17 protein-coding genes are annotated in these 17,684 nt (G+C 73.2%); 6 read left to right on the plus strand and 11 right to left on the minus strand.

Annotated features, from left to right (window positions below):
- Nucleotides 1–22 precede the first annotated feature (22 nt).
- From nagA to AB0C01_RS09295, 3 genes are read right to left on the minus strand one after another with little or no spacing between them, the layout of a single operon-like run.
- Nucleotides 23–1,132: an N-acetylglucosamine-6-phosphate deacetylase gene (gene nagA / locus AB0C01_RS09285; protein WP_357252622.1), complete on the minus strand. Its 1,110-nt coding sequence runs from the start codon at nt 1,130–1,132 to the stop codon at nt 23–25.
- Nucleotides 1,129–2,124 (minus strand): ROK family protein, encoded by a 996-nt coding sequence (locus AB0C01_RS09290; protein ID WP_357570815.1) that lies wholly within the window; start codon nt 2,122–2,124, stop codon nt 1,129–1,131. The genes nagA and AB0C01_RS09290 overlap by 4 nt, the downstream gene beginning before the upstream one ends.
- Nucleotides 2,121–3,050 (minus strand): sugar isomerase, encoded by a 930-nt coding sequence (locus AB0C01_RS09295; RefSeq protein ID WP_357570816.1) that lies wholly within the window; start codon nt 3,048–3,050, stop codon nt 2,121–2,123. The genes AB0C01_RS09290 and AB0C01_RS09295 overlap by 4 nt, the downstream gene beginning before the upstream one ends.
- 190 nt (nt 3,051–3,240) lie before the next feature.
- Between AB0C01_RS09295 and AB0C01_RS09300 the strand changes: the two genes are divergently transcribed.
- From AB0C01_RS09300 to AB0C01_RS09325, 6 genes are all read left to right on the plus strand, one after another.
- Nucleotides 3,241–4,026 (plus strand): DeoR/GlpR family DNA-binding transcription regulator, encoded by a 786-nt coding sequence (locus AB0C01_RS09300; protein ID WP_357252614.1) that lies wholly within the window; start codon nt 3,241–3,243, stop codon nt 4,024–4,026.
- A gap of 122 nt (nt 4,027–4,148) precedes the next feature.
- Nucleotides 4,149–5,159 (plus strand): ATP-binding cassette domain-containing protein, encoded by a 1,011-nt coding sequence (locus AB0C01_RS09305; RefSeq protein WP_357570817.1) that lies wholly within the window; start codon nt 4,149–4,151, stop codon nt 5,157–5,159.
- Nucleotides 5,156–6,172, plus strand: a complete 1,017-nt coding sequence (locus AB0C01_RS09310) for an ABC transporter permease subunit (RefSeq protein WP_357570818.1) — start codon at nt 5,156–5,158, stop codon at nt 6,170–6,172. The genes AB0C01_RS09305 and AB0C01_RS09310 overlap by 4 nt, the downstream gene beginning before the upstream one ends.
- A 111-nt stretch (nt 6,173–6,283) precedes the next feature.
- The gene (locus AB0C01_RS09315) at nt 6,284–6,691 is read left to right on the plus strand and encodes a DUF3263 domain-containing protein (protein WP_357570819.1); all 408 of its coding nucleotides are present in this window, start codon (nt 6,284–6,286) and stop codon (nt 6,689–6,691) included.
- Nucleotides 6,692–6,830: 139 nt separating this feature from the next.
- Nucleotides 6,831–7,664 (plus strand): hypothetical protein, encoded by an 834-nt coding sequence (locus AB0C01_RS09320; protein ID WP_357570955.1) that lies wholly within the window; start codon nt 6,831–6,833, stop codon nt 7,662–7,664.
- Between the two features lie 140 nt (nt 7,665–7,804).
- Entirely contained in the window at nt 7,805–8,314 is a 510-nt protein-coding gene (locus tag AB0C01_RS09325) for a GNAT family N-acetyltransferase (RefSeq protein WP_357252603.1), read from the plus strand.
- Nucleotides 8,315–8,366: 52 nt separating this feature from the next.
- Here the strand turns inward: AB0C01_RS09325 and AB0C01_RS09330 are convergent, their stop codons facing one another.
- From AB0C01_RS09330 to AB0C01_RS09365, 8 genes are all read right to left on the minus strand, one after another.
- Nucleotides 8,367–9,299 (minus strand): superoxide dismutase, encoded by a 933-nt coding sequence (locus AB0C01_RS09330; protein ID WP_357252600.1) that lies wholly within the window; start codon nt 9,297–9,299, stop codon nt 8,367–8,369.
- 92 nt (nt 9,300–9,391) lie between these two features.
- On the minus strand, nt 9,392–11,605 hold the full coding sequence (locus tag AB0C01_RS09335; RefSeq protein ID WP_357252597.1) for an AAA family ATPase: 2,214 nt from the start codon (nt 11,603–11,605) through the stop codon (nt 9,392–9,394).
- Nucleotides 11,606–11,641: 36 nt separating this feature from the next.
- Nucleotides 11,642–12,157 carry a hypothetical protein gene (locus tag AB0C01_RS09340; protein ID WP_357570820.1) on the minus strand — a complete coding sequence of 172 codons (516 nt, stop codon included), beginning with the start codon at nt 12,155–12,157 and terminating at the stop codon, nt 11,642–11,644.
- Between the two features lie 37 nt (nt 12,158–12,194).
- Nucleotides 12,195–12,941, minus strand: coding sequence for an ATP/GTP-binding protein (locus AB0C01_RS09345; protein WP_357252591.1), 747 nt, complete (start codon nt 12,939–12,941; stop codon nt 12,195–12,197).
- Nucleotides 12,919–13,407: a DUF742 domain-containing protein gene (locus AB0C01_RS09350; protein ID WP_357252588.1), complete on the minus strand. Its 489-nt coding sequence runs from the start codon at nt 13,405–13,407 to the stop codon at nt 12,919–12,921. The genes AB0C01_RS09345 and AB0C01_RS09350 overlap by 23 nt, the downstream gene beginning before the upstream one ends.
- Nucleotides 13,404–13,877: a roadblock/LC7 domain-containing protein gene (locus AB0C01_RS09355; protein ID WP_355027544.1), complete on the minus strand. Its 474-nt coding sequence runs from the start codon at nt 13,875–13,877 to the stop codon at nt 13,404–13,406. The genes AB0C01_RS09350 and AB0C01_RS09355 overlap by 4 nt, the downstream gene beginning before the upstream one ends.
- Nucleotides 13,874–16,402, minus strand: coding sequence for a sensor histidine kinase (locus AB0C01_RS09360; protein ID WP_357252584.1), 2,529 nt, complete (start codon nt 16,400–16,402; stop codon nt 13,874–13,876). The genes AB0C01_RS09355 and AB0C01_RS09360 overlap by 4 nt, the downstream gene beginning before the upstream one ends.
- Nucleotides 16,389–17,567: a hypothetical protein gene (locus tag AB0C01_RS09365; protein ID WP_357570821.1), complete on the minus strand. Its 1,179-nt coding sequence runs from the start codon at nt 17,565–17,567 to the stop codon at nt 16,389–16,391. The genes AB0C01_RS09360 and AB0C01_RS09365 overlap by 14 nt, the downstream gene beginning before the upstream one ends.
- Between the last annotated feature and the right edge of the window lie 117 nt (nt 17,568–17,684).

Raw genomic sequence — 17,684 nt, forward strand, 5'->3', positions numbered from 1 at the left:
CGGGACCGCCGGCCCGGACGCTTCACTCCACCCAGGTGCCGCCGCGGAGGACCCGGACCACGTTGAGGTCGGCGTCCAGCACCACCAGGTCGGCGCGGAGGCCAACCTGGAGGGAGCCCACCCGGTTGCCCAGGCCGATGGCGCGTGCCGGGGTGGTGGCCACCATCCGCGTCGCGTCGGCGATCGGGATTCCGGCGTTCACCGCGTGCCGCAGCGCGGCGTCCATGGTCAGCGTGCTGCCGGCGATGGCACCGTCGCGGGCGAGTCGAGCCACCCCGTCGGTCACGGTGACGGCCTGGCCGCCCAACTCGTACTCGCCGTCGGGCATTCCGGCGGCGGCCATCGCGTCGGTGATCAGCGCCGCACGGTCCGGACCCGCGGTCGCGGCGACGAAGGTCAGCATGCCGTCGTGCAGGTGCACCCCGTCGGCGACCATCTCGCAGATGACGGTGGGCGCGTCGAGCAGGGCCACCACCGGCCCCGGCTCGCGGTGGTGCACCGGGCGCATGCCGTTGAACAGATGGGTGCCGACACTCGCGCCGGCGGCGACCGCGGCGCGGGTCTGCTCGTACGTCGCGTCGGTGTGACCTACCGCCGCCACCACCTTCTGTGCGGTGAGCAGCTTGATCGCCTCCAGCGCGCCGTCGCGTTCCGGGGCGAGGGTGACCATCCGGACAGCGCCCCGGCCCAACTCGATCAGCTCGGTCAACTCGTCGGTCGACGGGTCGCGGAGATACTCCGGGTTCTGTGCCCCACAACGGGCCGCGGACAGGTAGGGGCCTTCGAAGTGGACTCCCGCCAGCACACCCTCGTCGACCAGCGGGGCGAACGCCTCGGTGGCCGTGCGCATCAGCGGGAAGGGCGCGCTGACCAGGCTTGCCAACAGGGTGGTCGTGCCGTGCGCGAGGTGGAAGCCGGCCGCCGCTCGGGCCTCGTCGGCGTCCCCGGTGGTGAAGGTGTGCCCACCGCCGCCGTGGGTGTGCATGTCGACGAAGCCGGGCAGGATCCAGTTGCCGTCCCGGACCGACGGATATTCGGCGACCGCGGTGATCCGATCCCCGTCCCACTCGACGCAGCCCTGTCGGATGACACCGTTCGGGGTCACCACTCGGCCGTCCACCCGCACGGTCATCGCTCCTCCTGATTGTCACGGACGCGTACCGCGTCACGGTCACGGACGCGTACCGCGTCCAGGGCGAGCAGGGCGGCGCCGAGGCAGCCGGCCTCGTCGCCGAGGGCTGCCGCGACCAGCCGCGGCTCCCGGTGGAAGGTCATCCGCTCGTGCAGCGCCGCCCGCAGTGGGACGAGCAGCCGGTCCCCGGCCTGGGCCAGGCCGCCGCCGAGCACGATCGTCGCCACGTCGAACAGAGCCTGCCCGGTGGCGAGGCCGTCGGCGAGCGCCTCGACCGCCTCCTGCCAGACCTGGCCGGCGAGCTGTTCCCCGGCTGCGGCCCGTTCGGCGACATCGGCCGCCGTCACGGGAGCGCCCGCCGCCTCGCCCGCCAATTCGGCGTAGCGGCGGCCGATGGCGGCGGCCGAGGCGATCGTTTCCAGGCAGCCGGGCCGACCGCAACCGCAGCGCGGGCCGTCGGGCCGGACCAGGATGTGGCCGATCTCTCCGGCGGCGCCGTGCGCGCCGACGGACGCCGAGCCGTCGACCACGTGGGCGGCGGCGATGCCGGTGCCGATCGCCACGAACAGCACGTGCCCGGTGCCGCGCCCGGCACCGAGCCGTGCTTCGGCGAGGCCACCGACGCGCACGTCGTGGCCGAGTGCCGTGGGCAGGCCGAGCCGTGTCACCGCCAGGTCCCGCAGGGGTACGTCCCGGAAGCCCACGTTCGCCGACCAGACCGCCACGCCGCGCGCCTCGTCCACCACACCGGGTACGGCGATGCCGACCGCGATCGGCGTGAGCCCGTCGGCGCGGGCCTTGTCGGCCAGCCCGGCAGCCACGTCCAGGATCGTGTCGACCACGGCCGCCGGGCCGCGCGCGGCCTGGGTGGGGTGCCGCTCGGTGCGTACCGCGACGCCGTCCGGTCGGACCAGGGCGCACTTCATGCCGGTGCCGCCCACATCCAGCGCGACGACGACCTGGCCGGTGGACCCGGCGTCGCCGCTGGTCACGCCAGCACCACCGACCGGGACAGGTGTCGGGGCGCGTCCGGGTCGAGGCCCCGGCTGGTCGCCAGCGCGACCGCGAAGCGTTGCGCCAGGATCAGGTCGGCCATCGGGTCGACCGGGGTACGACCGGCGGACCAACTGCCCAGCACCGTGCGCCAACCGTGCGTGCGGCTGTGCACGAAGGCCGCCCCGGTGGCGGCCACGTCCTCGGGCAGTCCGTCGGGTAGCTCGCCGAACGCCCAGACCAGTCTGCCGGGCGCACCGACCGAGATGGGGCCGTGCCGGTAGTCCATCGCCGGGTACGCCTCAGCCCAGAAGGTGGCCGCCTCGCGGCACTTCAGCGCCGCCTCCTGAGCCAGCCCGATCGTCCACCCCCGACCGAGGAAGGTGACCTGCTCGATGGTTGCCGGGTCGATCGGCAGTGGGGATCGCACCGCCACTTCGGCGTCGGCGGCGAGCGCGGTCACCGGGTCACCGAGGTGAGCCCGGAGCAGGGCGAGTGCGGTGGTCGCGAAGCGGGTCTGCACCACCGACCGCTCGTCGGCGAAGGGCATGGTCACCGCGGCGGTGGCCAACTCGACCGCCGGGGACGCCGGGTCGCCGACGATCACCGTGGTGGGGGTCTGCCCGCGCAGCGCGGCGAGAAGCTCCAGCACCTCGGTGGTGGTGCCGGAGCGGGTGATCGCGATCAACCGGTCGTAGCGGCGCCCGGTGGGGAACTCGGACGCCTGGAACGCGTCGGTCTCGCCCTGGCCGGCCTGCTCGCGGCGGCCCGCGTACGCCATCGCCATGAACCACGACGTGCCGCAACCGACGACGGCCACCCGCTCGCCGGGGCGGGGCAGGTCACCGTGGACGACGCCGGCCAGCGCGGCCGCCTCCCGCCAGCAGTCGGGCTGGCTCGCGATCTCCGCGTCCACGTACGCCATGGGAACTCCTCGCCGGTGCGCAATACGGCTCGTTAGGCACGCATTTCGCGCGTCATTCTGCGCGAACGGCGGTGGTCGTGGCAACTGGCCGACCGATCGCGCAGACCAGCCTTTTGCGTAAGCCTAGTTTCGCGCACTAGTGTGCACGCAATCAATCACCGTCCGTGCTGTCACTGGGAGGACCCCCGCGGTGGACCGGTACGCCAGATGGAACGCCCTGCTCGAGATGCTGACCGACAACGGCCGGGTCAGCGTCGAGGCGGCAGCCGAGCGGCTGGACGTCTCCCAGGCCACCATCCGGCGTGACTTCGACCAGCTCGCCCAGCAGCAGATGATCACCAGGACCCGGGGCGGCGCGGTTGCCAACGGCGTGTCGTACGACCTGCCGCTGCGCTACAAGACGGCCAAGCACTCGGCCGAGAAGCAGCGGATCGGCGCCGCCGCCGCCGCGCTCGTCACGCCGGGCACCGTGGTCGGTCTGAACGGCGGCACCACCAGCACCGAGGTGGCGAGGGCGCTCGCCGTGCGTCCGGACCTGAACACCAGCGCCGAGGGCGCCCAGCTCACCGTGGTGACCAACGCGCTGAACATCGCCAACGAGCTGCTGGTCCGGTCGCGGATGAAGGTCGTGGTGGCCGGCGGGGTGGTGCGCCCGAAGTCGTTCGAACTCGTCGGCCCGCTGGGCGGGGCGCTGCTGCGCGAGGTCACCCTGGACGTCGCCCTGCTCGGCGTGGACGCCATCGACCCGCAGCTCGGCGCGGCCGCCCACCACGAGGGGGAGGCCGCGATGAACAACCTGATGGTGGCCCGGGCCAAACGCGTGGTGATCATCGCCGACTCGTCCAAGCTGGGCGGTCACGCCTTCGCCCGGATCTGTCCGGTCGAGCGGGTCGAGACCCTGGTGACCGACTCCGGCGCCGCCCCGGAGGTCGTGGAGGCGTTCCGCGCCGTCGGCGTACAGGTCATCTGCGCCTGAGTGCTCACGCTCCGTCGATGAAGTGACCCGTTCGGCGCGTCGATGCATACCCCGTATTGAACGTGTCTGCATACCGCGTATGGTGTCGGCTGTCACGCCCACCCATCGGGGGAGGTGCAGCTTTGCCGGCTGTCCTGGAGATCGAAGGTCTACGTAAGACGTACAAGAGTCGTCGACGCGGTTCCCGCAACGCGCTCGACGGCTTCGACATGCGGGTCGACGCAGGGCAGGTGCACGGCTTCCTGGGCCCCAACGGGTCCGGCAAGACGACCACGCTGCGTACCCTGCTCGGCCTGATCCGACCCGACGGCGGCCGGATGTCGCTGCTCGGGCACGAGGTCCCCGACGCGCTGCCCACCGTCGCCGGCCAGGTCGGCGCGATCGTGGAGAGCCCGCAGTTCTTCCCGCACTTCACGGCACGGGACACACTGTCCCTGCTGGCCGGGGCGGGCGAGGTGCCGGCCGTCCGGGTCGACGAGGTGCTGGAACTCGTCGGGCTGCGCGACCGGGCCGACGAGCGGGTCAAGACGTACTCGCTGGGCATGAAGCAGCGGCTCGCCGTCGCCTCGGCCCTGCTGAAGAACCCGAAGCTGCTCATCCTCGACGAGCCGGCCAACGGCCTCGACCCGGGCGGCATCCGGGAGATGCGCACGCTGATGCGCGGTCTCGCCGAATCCGGGATGACGGTGCTGCTGTCCAGCCACATCCTCGGTGAGATCCAGTTGATCTGTGACTCGGTCACCATCATCTCGCTGGGCCGGCGGGTCGCGTTCGGCCCGGTCGACGAGGTGCTCGCGCAGCACTCGTCCGGCGCGGTCCGGGTCCGGCTGGAAGCGGTGAGCGACCTGCCGGCGGCCACCGAGGCACTCACCGCAGCCGGCATCGGGGTCACCGGTCACCACGACCACCTGATGTTGACAGGCGTCGACAAGCCGGCCTCGGTGACCCGCCTGCTTGCCGAGCGCAACCTCTACGTCAGCGAGTTGGCGCCGATCGCCGTCGATCTGGAGAGCGTCTTCCTCGAACTGACGTCCACCGCGCCGGTCCCCGGTCAGCACCGGCAGGTCGACGAGTCCATGAAGGTCGGTGGGACGGGTCAGCCCGGCGCCGCCGGGGGAGGGTGGGGCGCGTGAGCCTCTTTCGTACGGAGCTGCGCCGACTCACCAAGCGGCGGTTCACCAGGTACATGACGCTGCTCGGCCTGCTGGTGCTGGCCGCGGTGGTCGTCGGGGTGTTCTTCACCAATCAGAAGATCGACGCCGGCCAGCTCGCCAAGGCCGAGCGGCAGGCCGAGCAGCAGTACCAGGACCAGGTGCGCTGGAGCGAGCAGGCGCGGGCCGACTGCGATCGGGCCAAGGCGGCCGGTACGTCGAACGACGACCGCTACCCCGACGACTGCTCGCAGATCTCGCCGCCGCCCCGCGAGGCGATCGAGGCGCAGTGGTTCCTGCCCTCGACGTTCGACTTCCGGGAGACGTTCGACGAGACGCTGATCCCGTTCGCGGCGATCCTCGCCCTGGTCGGGTTCGTGGTCGGCGCGTCCTTCATCGGTGCCGAGTGGAGCAACGGCGGCATGATGAACCTGCTGCTCTGGCGGCCGAAGCGACTCACCGTACTGCTCACCAAGCTGGCCGCGCTGCTCACCGGCATGCTGGCGGTGACGCTGCCCGCCGCGGTGCTCTGGTTCGCCGGGTTCTGGGGGGTCGCCACGTTCCGCGGCAGCACCGAGAAGATGACCTCCGGGGCCTGGCAGTCGTTCGTGCTGACCGGAGTGCGGGCTGTGGTCCTGGTGCTGGTGATCACCACCATCGGCTTCGCCCTGGCGTCGCTGGGTCGGCACACCGCGATGGCCCTGGGTGGCGTGGTGGCGGTGATGGTGGTCGGCCAGTTCGGCCTGGGCATCCTGCTGGGGTTGGCGAACGTGCGCTGGCCCGAGGCGTACCTGCTGCCCACGTACCTGCTGGCCTGGGTGTACAAGAAGGTCAAGTTGCAGGACTGGGACTCCTGCGAGGCGACCTTCAACGGGTCGTGTGAACCGGCGACCCTGGTCATCACCTGGCAGCAGTCCTCGGTGCTGCTCTCGGTCGCGGTGGTGGTGATCCTCGGGGCGGCGCTCTGGACGATGCGTCGCCGCGACATCTCCTGACCGGATCGTTCTGACGCGGCGCGGCCGGCCCGGCCGTCGGGACTCCCGGCGGCGCAGGGTCGGCCGCGCCGGCTGGTGCAACCCAGGTCTTCCCTGGCTAGGCTGAGGACCATGTCCGCCGACGCCACCCCGGCCGCCCCCGAGCCGTCCACTGACGCTCGTCGAGGTGATGTCGCGGGTGGGGTCACGCCGTCGGTTCCGACTCCGCGGCCGGTGCCGCCCATCGAGAGCACCGATGATCTCGAGCCGGACGACGGGGTCGCCGTTGCGCCGAGCGCGCCGACAGCCGTCGGGCTGACCGAACGGGAACGGGCCATCCTCGCCTTCGAGCAGCAGTGGTGGCGGCACGCCGGCGCCAAGGAGCAGGCCGTACGGGACACCTTCGGGCTCTCGTCGACCCGCTACTACCAGTTGCTCAACGGGCTGCTCGACAACCCGGCCGCGTTGGCCGCGGACCCCGTGCTGATCGCCCGGCTCCGCCGGTTGCGCTCGTCGCGCGCCCGCAACCGTCGCCGCTGACCGGCACCGCCCGGCAGGAATGTAGCCGGGTCCACGGGGTACGCGGGGAGCGCTCCGGGGCCGCCGCTGGGCGGGTGGCCGGAGGTTGACGGAGGGGGCGGACTATGGCGGGCACCAATCCGACGTGGGAGTGCCGGTGATGCGGGTGCGCTCCGCGTCCGCACCGGCCCCCGGCCGGCCGGTGAACGAGGACCTGGTCTTCCAGATCGGTCCGCTGGTCGGCGTCCTGGACGGCGCGACGGTGCCGGAGGGCTTCGACACCGGCTGCGTGCACGGGCCGGAGTGGTACGTCCGGCACCTGGCCGCCCGCCTCGGCGTCGCGGAGGCGGTGCGCCCGGCGGCACGGCTGACCAGCAACCTGGCGGCGGCCATCCTCGCCGTGCGCGCCGACCACGGTGGGCAGTGCGACCTCGACCATCCCGGCACCCCGTCCAGCACCGTGTGCCTGCTGCGGGACTGCGGCGACCAGGTGGACTACCTGGTGCTCTGCGACAGCCCCCTGGTCCTGGACGCCGGCGGTCAGGTCAGCGTGGTCACCGACAACCGACTGGACGCGGCGATGGTCGAGCTGCGGGAGACGGTGGCCGCCCTGCCCGGCGGCGCGGCGGATCCGGTCACCCGGTTCCGGCACGCCGTGAGCGTGCAGCGGGAGCGGATGAACCGTACCCACGGCTACTGGGTGGCGGCCGCCGACCCGGACGCGGCCTTCCACGCGGTGACCGGGACGATGCCTCGGCGAGGTCCGACGGCGATCCGCCGGGCGGCGCTGCTCAGTGACGGCGCGTCCAGCGCGGTGGAGCAGTTCGAGCTGACCGACTGGGCCGGACTGTTGGACCTGTTGAGCGCCGACGGGCCGGGTGCGTTGCTCGACCGGGTCCGGGCGGCCGAGCGCGACCACCCGGACCGGTTGCGCCGGCACAAGCCCACCGACGACGCGTCGGTGGTGTTCTGCGAGTTCGCGCCGGCGGTTTGAGCTTCTTACACCCGGTCGGGTGACAACAGAGCGTGATGTGGAACACCTCGCCCGCCCGACCGGCCGGTACCGCTGTCCGGACCGCCAGTGGATGGCCAATGGGGTGGACTTCGGCCGATGAGCGCGGCAGACTGCGGCACGTGGCGGGTGCGGTCCGGCTGGAGCCGGTGGACGAACAGAACCTGGAGCCGTTGCTCTCCGTAGCGGCTGCCGAGGCGGAGCCCAGCGATGTGATGCCTCCGGTCGAGGCCCCCGCCGGCTGGTCGCTCGCCCGTCGCGAGGCGTTCCGGGAGTTCCATCGGGCCAGCTTCGGCGGGCTGGACGGCCCCACCCGCTCGCAGATGTACGCGATCCTCGTGGGCGGCGAGGTACTGGGTATGGTTCGGATGACTCGCTGTGACGAGCCCGGCACGGTGGAGGCCGGCATGTGGCTCGGTCGCTCGGCGCGCGGGCAGGGGATCGGCGCGGCCGCCCTGCGGGAGTTGCTGAACGCCGCCGCTCGGGCGGGCATGCGGGTGGTGGTCGCCGAGACGACTCCGGACAACTTCGGCGCGGTCGCCGTGCTGCACCGGTCCGGCGCCAAACTGTACGAGGAAGACGGCAAGGTGCGTGCCGAGATCTGCCTGGACTCGACCCCGCCGGCCCTCTGAGCCCGCCCTGCCGGTCGGCGGCGGCCGCAGGGGCCACCGCCGACCGCCTGGATCAGGCCGGCACCCGGACGATGTCGTAGTCGGTGGTCGGCGTCGACTCCACGTCGAACCGCCCGTTCACCACGTACAGCGCCGAGCCGAGCAGGTCACCGGTGGCCGGCGACCGTAGCAGCGGACTCGTGATCTCCCGCTGCACGGTCCCGGCGGTGTAGCCGGCGTTCAGCCGGACCACCGCGATGACGTTGCTCAGGTTCCGGATCACGTAGAGGGTGCGACCGCGCAGCACCAGCCCGTCGGCCCGGTCCACCGAGTAGCCGCCGAGGTGGAAGACGCGGCTGCCACCGGTGCGCGGGTCGACGCGGACGAGTTGGCCGGTCAGCATCTGCGCGACGAGCAGGTCGCCGTCCGGAAGCGCCACGATCCCGTTGTTGAACGCGTCGGGTGTCGCGCCCGGACCGGTGAGCGGCAGCACCCGGACGGCGGCGGGGGCGGGCAGGCGGCCACCCGGACCCAGCGGCACCACGTACAGCACCGGTCGGGTGGAGTCGGTGAAGTAGACCGCCCGGTCGGTGATCACCAGGTCGTTGACCAGGGTGTTGGGGTCGGTGGTGAACGGGTAGTGGGCCAGCCTGGCACCGCTGGCCGGGTCGTACACGCTGGCGCCACCGCCGGTGAAGTCGGCGGTCCAGAGCCGGCCCCGAGAGTCGATCTTGATCCCTGCCTTGGCGGCGCCGGGTGTGCCCGGGATCAGCACCGAGCCGCGCCCGGTGCGGAGGTCACCCCGCCACACCGCGCCGTCCAGCACGGACCCGACGTACACCGTCGTGCCCCGACCGATGGTCAACCCTTCCGGGGTGAAACCGTCGGGCAGGGCGATCCGGGCCGGGAACGGCTTCGTCGGATGGGCGGTAGCCGGCGCACCGACCGTGGCCAGGGTGGCCGCCGCGACCAGGGGGACGAGGAGAAGGGACAGCAGCTTGCGCAAGGAACACCGCCTGACGTCCAGGTGGAGGACTCCACAGAGGAATGTGACGCCCTAACAACACTCCGGAGGCACCAAAAGGTTGGGTGCGGTGCTCAGTCCCGCCGGGCGGCGTACGCGGCCAGCGCGGCGACCTGCGCCGGATCCAGCGAGGGGCGCACCCGTGCCCGTGCCGTCGAGACGTGCCCGGCGGTGACCGTGGCGGCGGTGAGAGACTCCCGCATCGCGGCCAGCGCCGCCTCCCGGACCAGCGCCGCGCAGTCCGCCGCGGAGAAGCCGGTCAGCTCGTCGCCGAGGGCGGCGAGGTCGACGTCCGGCGCCAGCGGCACCTGCCGGGACGCGGCTCGCAGGATCTCCGCGCGGGCCGGCCCGTCCGGCGGTGGCACGTAGACCAGCCGCTCCAACCGGCCCGGCCGCAGCAGCGCCGGGTCGATCAGGTCGGGCCGGTTGGTCGCGCCGACCACCACCACGTTGCGCAGCGTCTCCACCCCGTCCAGTTCGGTGAGCAGCGCGGCGACCACCCGGTCCGTGGTGCCCCCGTCGGTGGCCTGGCCGCGTACCGGCGCCAGGGCGTCCACCTCGTCCAGGAAGATCAGGGTGGGGGCCGCCTCCCGTGCCCGGCGGAACAGCTCGCGGACCGCGCGCTCGCTCTCGCCGACCCACTTGGAGAGCAGTTCCGCGCCCTTCACCGACAGCACATTGGCCCGCCCCGACCCGGCGAGCGCGGTGACCAGGTAGGTCTTGCCGCAGCCCGGTGGCCCGTAGAGCAGCACACCGCGGGGCGGCTGCACCCCGAGCCGGGCGAAGGTGTCCGGGTAGGTCAACGGCCACAGCACCGACTCGGTGAGCGTCTGCTTGACGTCGTCCAGGCCACCCACGTCGTCGAGGGTCACCGAGGCCAGCTCCAGGGTCGACGCCGCCATGGTGGTCGGCCGGACCACCTCCCGGGCGGCCGTGAAGTCCGCCATCGACACCGTCGGCGTCTCGGCGGACTTCTGCCGCAGCGCCGCGCGTACCCCGGCCTCCCGGACCAGCGCGGCCAGGTCCGCCGCGACGAACCCGGGGGTACGCGCGGCCACCTCGTCCAGCCGGACGTCGTCGGCCAACGGCACCTGTCGGGTCAGCACGGTGAGCTGTTCGCGGCGCAACGCCTGGTCGGGAAGCGGAATGCTGATCCGCAGCGACAGCAGGTCGGGTGCGCGCAGCGCGGGGTCGACCGCCTCCGGTCGGCCGGTGGCGCAGACGACCGCTACGCCGGCCCGCACGCACTCCGCGAGCACCTGGCGGAACACCGTCGCCACCGGGCCGGGCTCGTCCGCCGGTGCGAGCGCCTCGACGTCGCTGACCAGCAGCACCGCCGGCCCGCCGGCTCGGGCCGCCGTCGCCGCGGCACGCAACCGGTCGGCTGCGGCCTGGTTCGTCGACGCGGCCACCTCGGGTGCCCACAACGGGTGGACGCGGGCACCCACCCGGGCGGCGACGGCCCGGACCAGCGCCGACTTCCCGGAGCCGGCCGGACCGACGAGCAGCACCCCCAGCGAGATGGTGGTGCCCAGCCGGCCCAACACCTCCCGGTGGTGGAAGCCGAGGTCGAGCAGCTCGGTCAGCTCCTCGGCCTGGGTACGCAGCCCGGGAAGCTCGTCCACGTCGGGCACCCCCTCCGCCGGGACCGCCTCGGTGACCGCACCCGGCCGGGCCGGCGCGGTATCGGCCGGAACTGGCCCGCCGTGGGTGGCGGGACCGTGCTCCCAGCCGATCATCGTGTCCATGGTGACCAGCGCGCCGGCGGCCGGCTCGACCGTACGCACGGTGAGCAGGGTGCTGGTCCAGGCGACACCGACAGTGTTGGCGAGGCTGCGCCGAGCCGCCTCGACCAGGCTGCGCACCGAGGCGTCCGGCAGCACGTCCTGTGGCAGCAGCGACACGTCGTCGCCGCCGGTGAGCACCTTGCCCAACAGGGCCAGCCGGAGCATCTCCGGGCTGACCGCCGCGACCACCTCCACCGGCCCGGCCAGGACGACCCGGGCCGCCGGCACCAGCGGCACCGGGCTGACCCGCACCTGGGCGCCGTCGCGCACACCCAGGTTGCCCAGGGTCAGGTCGTCGGCGTACAGCAGGGAGCTGCTCGCGCCCGGCGCGGCGGTCGCCACGATTCCCGCCGTCTCTCGGCGGCCGGCAAGCCGGACCGGGTCGCCGGGCCGCAGCCCCAGCGCGGTCAGCGCCTCCGGATGCAGCCGCACGATGCCCCGCCGGGCGTCCAGCGCGGCCGGCCGTAGGCTCGCCGTCAGGGTCAGGTCGGGTTGCGCCACCGCCCGACCGTAGCCGCCGCGGGCCAGCCCCGCCGGTCAGCGCCGCGGATCCAACTCGTCCAACAACGACGGATCCCGTCGGATCAGCTCGGCCAACCGGGCCGCCGGGTCCGGGGTCAGCCCGTCCGGGCCGGGCGCCCACTCGGGGACCGTCCGGCCGGACAGCGGCCAGGCCGGCGGGGGTTCCACCGGCGGCGGCGGGGGCACCGGCCCGACCGTGACGTCCGGCCCGTCCCAGGAGACCCGCATGGGGTACGTCCGACCCTCGTGCTGCACCTGCACCGTCACCACCAGCCCGGGATGGCCGCCGACGACCTGGCGGACCGCCTCGGCCACCTCCTCGACCGGACCCCACCCGGGGACCTCGCCCGGGGAGTCCGCCCCCGCGTGCCGGGGGTCGTGCCGTCCCGGCCCGGCGCCGCGGACGTCGTCCGTGCCCGGCCCCGGAAGGCCCGGCGGCGGGATGCTGTCGTCACGGTCGTTGGTCCGCCGGCGCCGCGCCTCCTCGCGCCGGGCCAGTCGGGCCAGCGTCTCGTCCAGGTCGCCCCTCACCAGATCACCTCTTCCCGCACGGCCGGAGCCGTTCGGCTCAGGCTTGCCTGTCCCGGGTGGCACGTTCCAGCGCACGGTCCAGGACGACAAGCAGGGCGTCCCGCACCGAGAGCCGGTCCCGGGCGTCGAACTGCACAAGGGGCACGTGGTCACCGATGGCCAGTGCCCAGCGGATCTCGCCGAGTTCCAGGGCCAGCCGCCCGTCGAAGGCGTTGACCCCGACCACGAACGGCAGCCCGGCCCGTTCGAAGAAGTCGATCGCGGGGAAGCAGTCGTCCAGCCGGGCGCTGTCCACCACGACCAGCGCGCCGAGCGCCCCGCGGGCGAGGTCGTCCCACATGAAGCCGAACCGGGCCTGCCCCGGCGTGCCGAACAGGTAGAGCTTCAGACTCCGGTCGATGGTCACGCAGCCGAAGTCCATCGCCACCGTCGTGGTGGTCTTGGTGGAACGGATACCCGGATCGTCCACGCCGATCCCGGCGGTCGTCATCTCGGCCTCGGTGGTCAGGGGAGCGATCTCGGAGATCGCACCCACGGTGGTGGTCTTGCCCACCCCGAACCCACCGGCCACCAGGATCTTGACCGGGATCGGCGGTGCCGCCGGCTTACCGACCGGCGGCGAGGGCCTCCCCGCGCCGGATGGCGGCTGGTACGGCGGCGGCGGTGGGCCGGCGCGTCCGACTGCCGGCCCGGCGCCCGGCACGGCGTAACGGGCGGCGGCGCTGTTTCCGGCGGCCCCGCCGAGCGGGGCGACCGGCCATTCAGGAGATCGCACGAAGTCCATCAATCACTCGCAGGATGAGGTCGGGGTCGGCGGCGTCGTTGGTGTCGCTGACGTGCACGTCCAGGTGCCCGGCCGCCCGTAGGTCGCCGACCAGGACCCGCGTCACGCCCAGGTGCAACCGGGCGCGGGCCGAGATCTCGGCAACCGAGATCGGTGCGGCGCAGAGCGCGATGATCGCCTGGGATTCCGGTGCCAGCAGGGCATCGGGAGCGCCGGTCGGCCAGCCGCCGTCCATCCGGGCGGTCACCTGCGTCTCCAGCCCGATCGCCGGGTCGGCACCCGCCACCCGTCCGGAGGTGAGCACGAACGGACGGGGACCGGCTGGTCGACCATCGTCCGGCTCCGGCTCGGGCAACGCCGGCGCCATCACCTCGCCCGCGTCGGTCGGGCGAGGCGTGTGCAGATACGGGCGGATCCGGGTCCTCGGTTCCGGGTCCGGATCCTCGCCGGCGACGTCGGGGGTCACTGCTGAACGGCGTTCTTCAACTCGACGATCAGCCGCGGGGTCAGGGCACCACCGGCCCGCCCGGCGAAGAGCGTCATCTCGTACGCGACGGTGCCCAGGTTGGCTGACCGGTCGGCGACCACCCCGAGCACGGAACCGCTGCTGATCGCGCTGATCAGCAGGTAGCCGTCGGCCATGTCGACGATCACCCGGTTCAGGCCACCGAGGGCGTACCAACTGGCCGCCCCACCGGCGAGACTCGTCATCCCGGAGACCACCGCGGCCAACCGCTCCGCGTTGGACCGGTCCTTGATCGCCGACATGGCCATCAGGAGGCCGTCCGAGGAGACCGCGATCGCCTCCAGGACCCCGGCCGTGCCGGAGGTGAAGGAGTCCAGCAACCAGTTGAACGTGCGGGCCTCCGGGCTGAGGTCCCCGCTCGCGCCGGACTGGCTCTGGTCGACGTTGTCGTGCAGGAAGGGACTGGTCACCGTGATGATCCTTCTTCGTTCCGGCGGTCAGGGCCGACTTCGCGGAGCGCGCGGGCGACGCCCTCCTCGAACTCGCTGATCTGCTTGCGGACCTCGGCCGGGTCACCGAGGTGCGTACTGGGTGGCTGACAGGCCGGGACGACCGTGAGGTTCGCCCCCGGCACCCGTCGGCTCAGTCGGGGCCGACCCGGTGTGGTGTCGGACGGATCGGCGCCACCGGCCACCGTAGGGCCGACGCCGCCCGGTGTGCTCGGCAGGTCGACGGTGTTCAGTTCGGCCCGGCGTACACCGGCCTGGAACGCCTCGACCAGGGCCCGCGCGGCGGCGGGGTCCGCACTGGTGGCGTCCACCGGCCGGGTTGGTGGGGCGGCGGCGTGCAGGCTGGCCCCGGGCACCCGCTGCCGAACCCGGGGAGTGCTCGGTGCGCCCGACGGTTCCGGCTCCGGGGCGGCGGGTGCGGCCTGCTGCGGCGGCTGCCCGGGGCCGAACGCGTTCCAGGACGGGCTGGCCTCCAGGCTGCGGGTGGCCCGGCTGAGCAGGTCCGAGTCGAAGCGGGTTGGCTCGGTGACGGTCGTCGTGATGGACCGTGTGGCGCGCTCGGACGCGGCCGCCGTACGCCGGTCCCGCTCCGGCACCGAGGCCCGGGCGACGGTGCTCCCGGCCGGGTCGGCACGGCGCAGCACAAGTGACGTCGACGGGATCTCCAGGTATGCCGTCACTCCACCGCCGGTGGTGGCGGCCAGTCCCACCTCCCAGCCGTGGCGCCGGGCCAACCGGCCCACCACGAAGAGGCCGAGCACCTCGGTCGGTGCCAGGTCGAGTCGTTCCCGGCGGGTGAGCCGGGCGTTCTCCTCGGCCAGCCGTTGCTCACCCATGCCGATGCCGTGGTCCACGACGGTGACCCGCGCGCCGATGCCGGACGTCTCGGCGGTCACCAGCACCCGGGTGTGCGGCGGGGAGAAGGCGGTGGCGTTCTCCATCAACTCCGCCAGCGCCAGGATGAGGTCGCCGACCACCGCCGGGGCGGCTGAGATGCCCGCCGGCACCCGCACCTCCACCCGGGTGTAGTCCTCGATCTCGCCGAGCGCCAGCCGGACCACGTCGGCCAGCGGCACCGGCGCGGTGTGGGCGTCGGCGCCGGCCGAACCGGAGAGCACCACCAGGCTGCCGGCGTTGCGTCGCAACCGGCTGGAGATGTGGTCGAGCCGGTACAGGTGCTCCAACCGGCCCGGGTCGGCCTCCTGCTTCTCCAACCGGTCGATCAGCGCGATCTGCCGGCCCACCAGGTTCTGGGTACGCCGCCCGACGTGGCCGAACATCTGCGCCACGTTGCGCCGGCCGGCGACCTGCCGCTCGACCAGCCGCGCGGCGGTGCTCTGCACCCGGTCGAAGGCCCGCGCCAGGTCGCCGATCTCGTCGTTGGCCCGGATGTCCACCGGTTCCAGCCGGATCGGCTGGGGGCTCTCCCCCTCGTCGTCGGTGACCCGGACCAGCTCCGCCTCGGCGACCCGGGCGACCCGGTCCGCCGAGCGGGTGAGTCGGGTCAGCGGTCGGGCCACCGTCCGCGCGACCGCCGCGCTGAGCAGCACCACCAACGCCAGGATCAGGGCCGCGGTGGCCCCGACCAGGTACGCGGCCGTCAGCGCGCGCCGCTGCTCGGCGGTCACCTCGGTGAGTACGTCGGCGACCAGCTTCTTCTCCACGAACTGACCGAGCCGGATCATGGTGCGGACGGCCGGGAAGAGCGCCTCCATCGGCACGTCGCGGACGGCGCTGGCCGGGTCGCGGGCGCTGGTGGCCAGGAAGTCCGAGCTGGTTCGCGCGGCCACGGCCGCGTCGTTGAGCTGGGCCACCTTGAGCTGCTCGGGTGTGATCAGGCTGCGGAAGCGCTGGTTGTCGACCAGGAGCGCGGCGATGCACGCCACGTACCCGTTGATGGTGTCCGAGGTGCCGACCGCCTTGACCAGCAGGCTCAGGGTGGCGCAGGCGCCCAGCCCCTCGTCGGCGCGGAGCAGCCCGTCGAGGGCGAGCACCTGACGGCCCGGCAACGTGTCGGTGTCCACCCCGAACACCAGACGCAACGAGTCGATCAACCCATTGTTGACCGGGCCGAACGCATCCATCACCTGGCCCGGGTTCGCGACCCGGGCCAGCACGGACGTGCGCAGCTCGATGAGACTGGACACCCCGTCCAGGGCGTGGTCGACCCGGTCGGTGAGCGCGCCGCTGCGCCCGGCCCGCAGGTCGGCCACCCGGTCGTCCACGTCGGCGGACTTGCGGACCACCTCGCCGCGCTCGACCCGGCCGAGCAGGAAACCGACCGAGAGGATGCGTTCCTGCTGGAGGTCCTGGACGAGGCTGCCGACCCGGCTGGCGAGCCGTACCCGCTCGGCGGTGTCGCTGGCCCGCTGGGCCGCGCCCACCCGGTCGAGCATCACGGGCACGGCCAGGCCGACCATGCTGAGCAGCGGGATCACCACGAGCAGTGCGAGCTTGCCGCGGATCCGGAGCCTACCGAGCAGCATCGAAGGCCCCCCACCGCGCGGGCTCCGCGTCGCGCGCCACGTCGGCCGGTTGCAGCCCGCGCGGGTCGTTGGGCACCGGTTGCCACGAGTCTGCCGGCGCAGGGGTGTCGGCACTCTCCGCGTGGGTCACCGCCAGGGTCGCCCGACGCCGCGCCCGGCCACCGGCGGCGACCTGCAGCGCGGCGAGCCAGCTCAGCAACAGCACCGCGAGTACGCCCGCTGCGCCGATCAGCCATCGGCTCCGGTTGAAACCGTCGATGCGTTCGACCAGCAGGGCGTCCAGTTCGGCGAGGATGACCGGCTGAAGTTGGCGGGCCGCCCGGTGCGTGTTGAGTCCGGCGGCGCTCAGATGACCGGGGTCCACCACGCTCGTGCCGTTGGCCGGAGTGGAGTACGCGGCCAGCGCCTCCACCGAGCGTTGGTAGGTGTCCAGTGGGGTGAGGACGTTGGCACCGAGATCGGTGCTCTCCGAGCCGTCCACGGCGGAGCGCAGGTTGTCGACGAGGTCACCGGCGGGTGCCAGGGCGGCCACCCGCAGGCCGGCCAGCTCCATCATGCCGCGTGGTTGCTCGGCGGCCGGCCGGCGGGAGACCAGCATGCCCAGGTCGGCGAGCCGGCCGGCGGCCACCACCGCCTCGGGCAGTTCCTGGCCGGCGCTGCCCTGGAGGAAGAAGGAGTCAGCGACGGGGTCACGGACCAGCCCGGAACTCTCCCGGACCTTGCGGTGCAGTGCCAGCAGCAGGTCCGAGACCTCGCTGTACGCCGTGTAGGCGGCCTCCGGGTCGACGGGGCTGCGGCCGCGCAGTGCTTCCACCTTGGCGCGTACCCCGGCCCAGCGTTCCTGGCTGAGCAGCTCGGCGCCGATGCGGGCGTCCACCGCGGCGGCCTCCTCGACCGCCCGGTTCAGCGCGTCGCCGGACACGGGTCGATTGCTGACCGCGGCGGACTGGGCCTCCACGAGGGCGTCGGTGACCGACCCCAGCGCGGTGAGGTACTGCACGCCGAGTCGCTCCCGGGCGGCGAGGTCCCGGTCGTCGGTGGTCTGCTGCCAGGCGGACGTGACGAGCAGACCCACCGGTGCCAGGAGTGCCCCGACAAGCAGCAACGGCAGCAGTCGGCCCAGGGTGGACGGACGTCGACGGGCCCGCGGCGCGGGGACTGTCATGGTTGTGTCTCCTCCGGCATGGGGCGCGGATCGGCGCGGTGTCGGGTGACCCCGACAAGTCCCGTGCACCGGACCGGAAAACTAACCGACCCCCTCGCTGGTCAGGCCTCGGTGGAC

The organism is Micromonospora sp. NPDC048905 (assembly GCF_040649655.1).
Lineage (GTDB): Bacteria > Actinomycetota > Actinomycetes > Mycobacteriales > Micromonosporaceae > Micromonospora.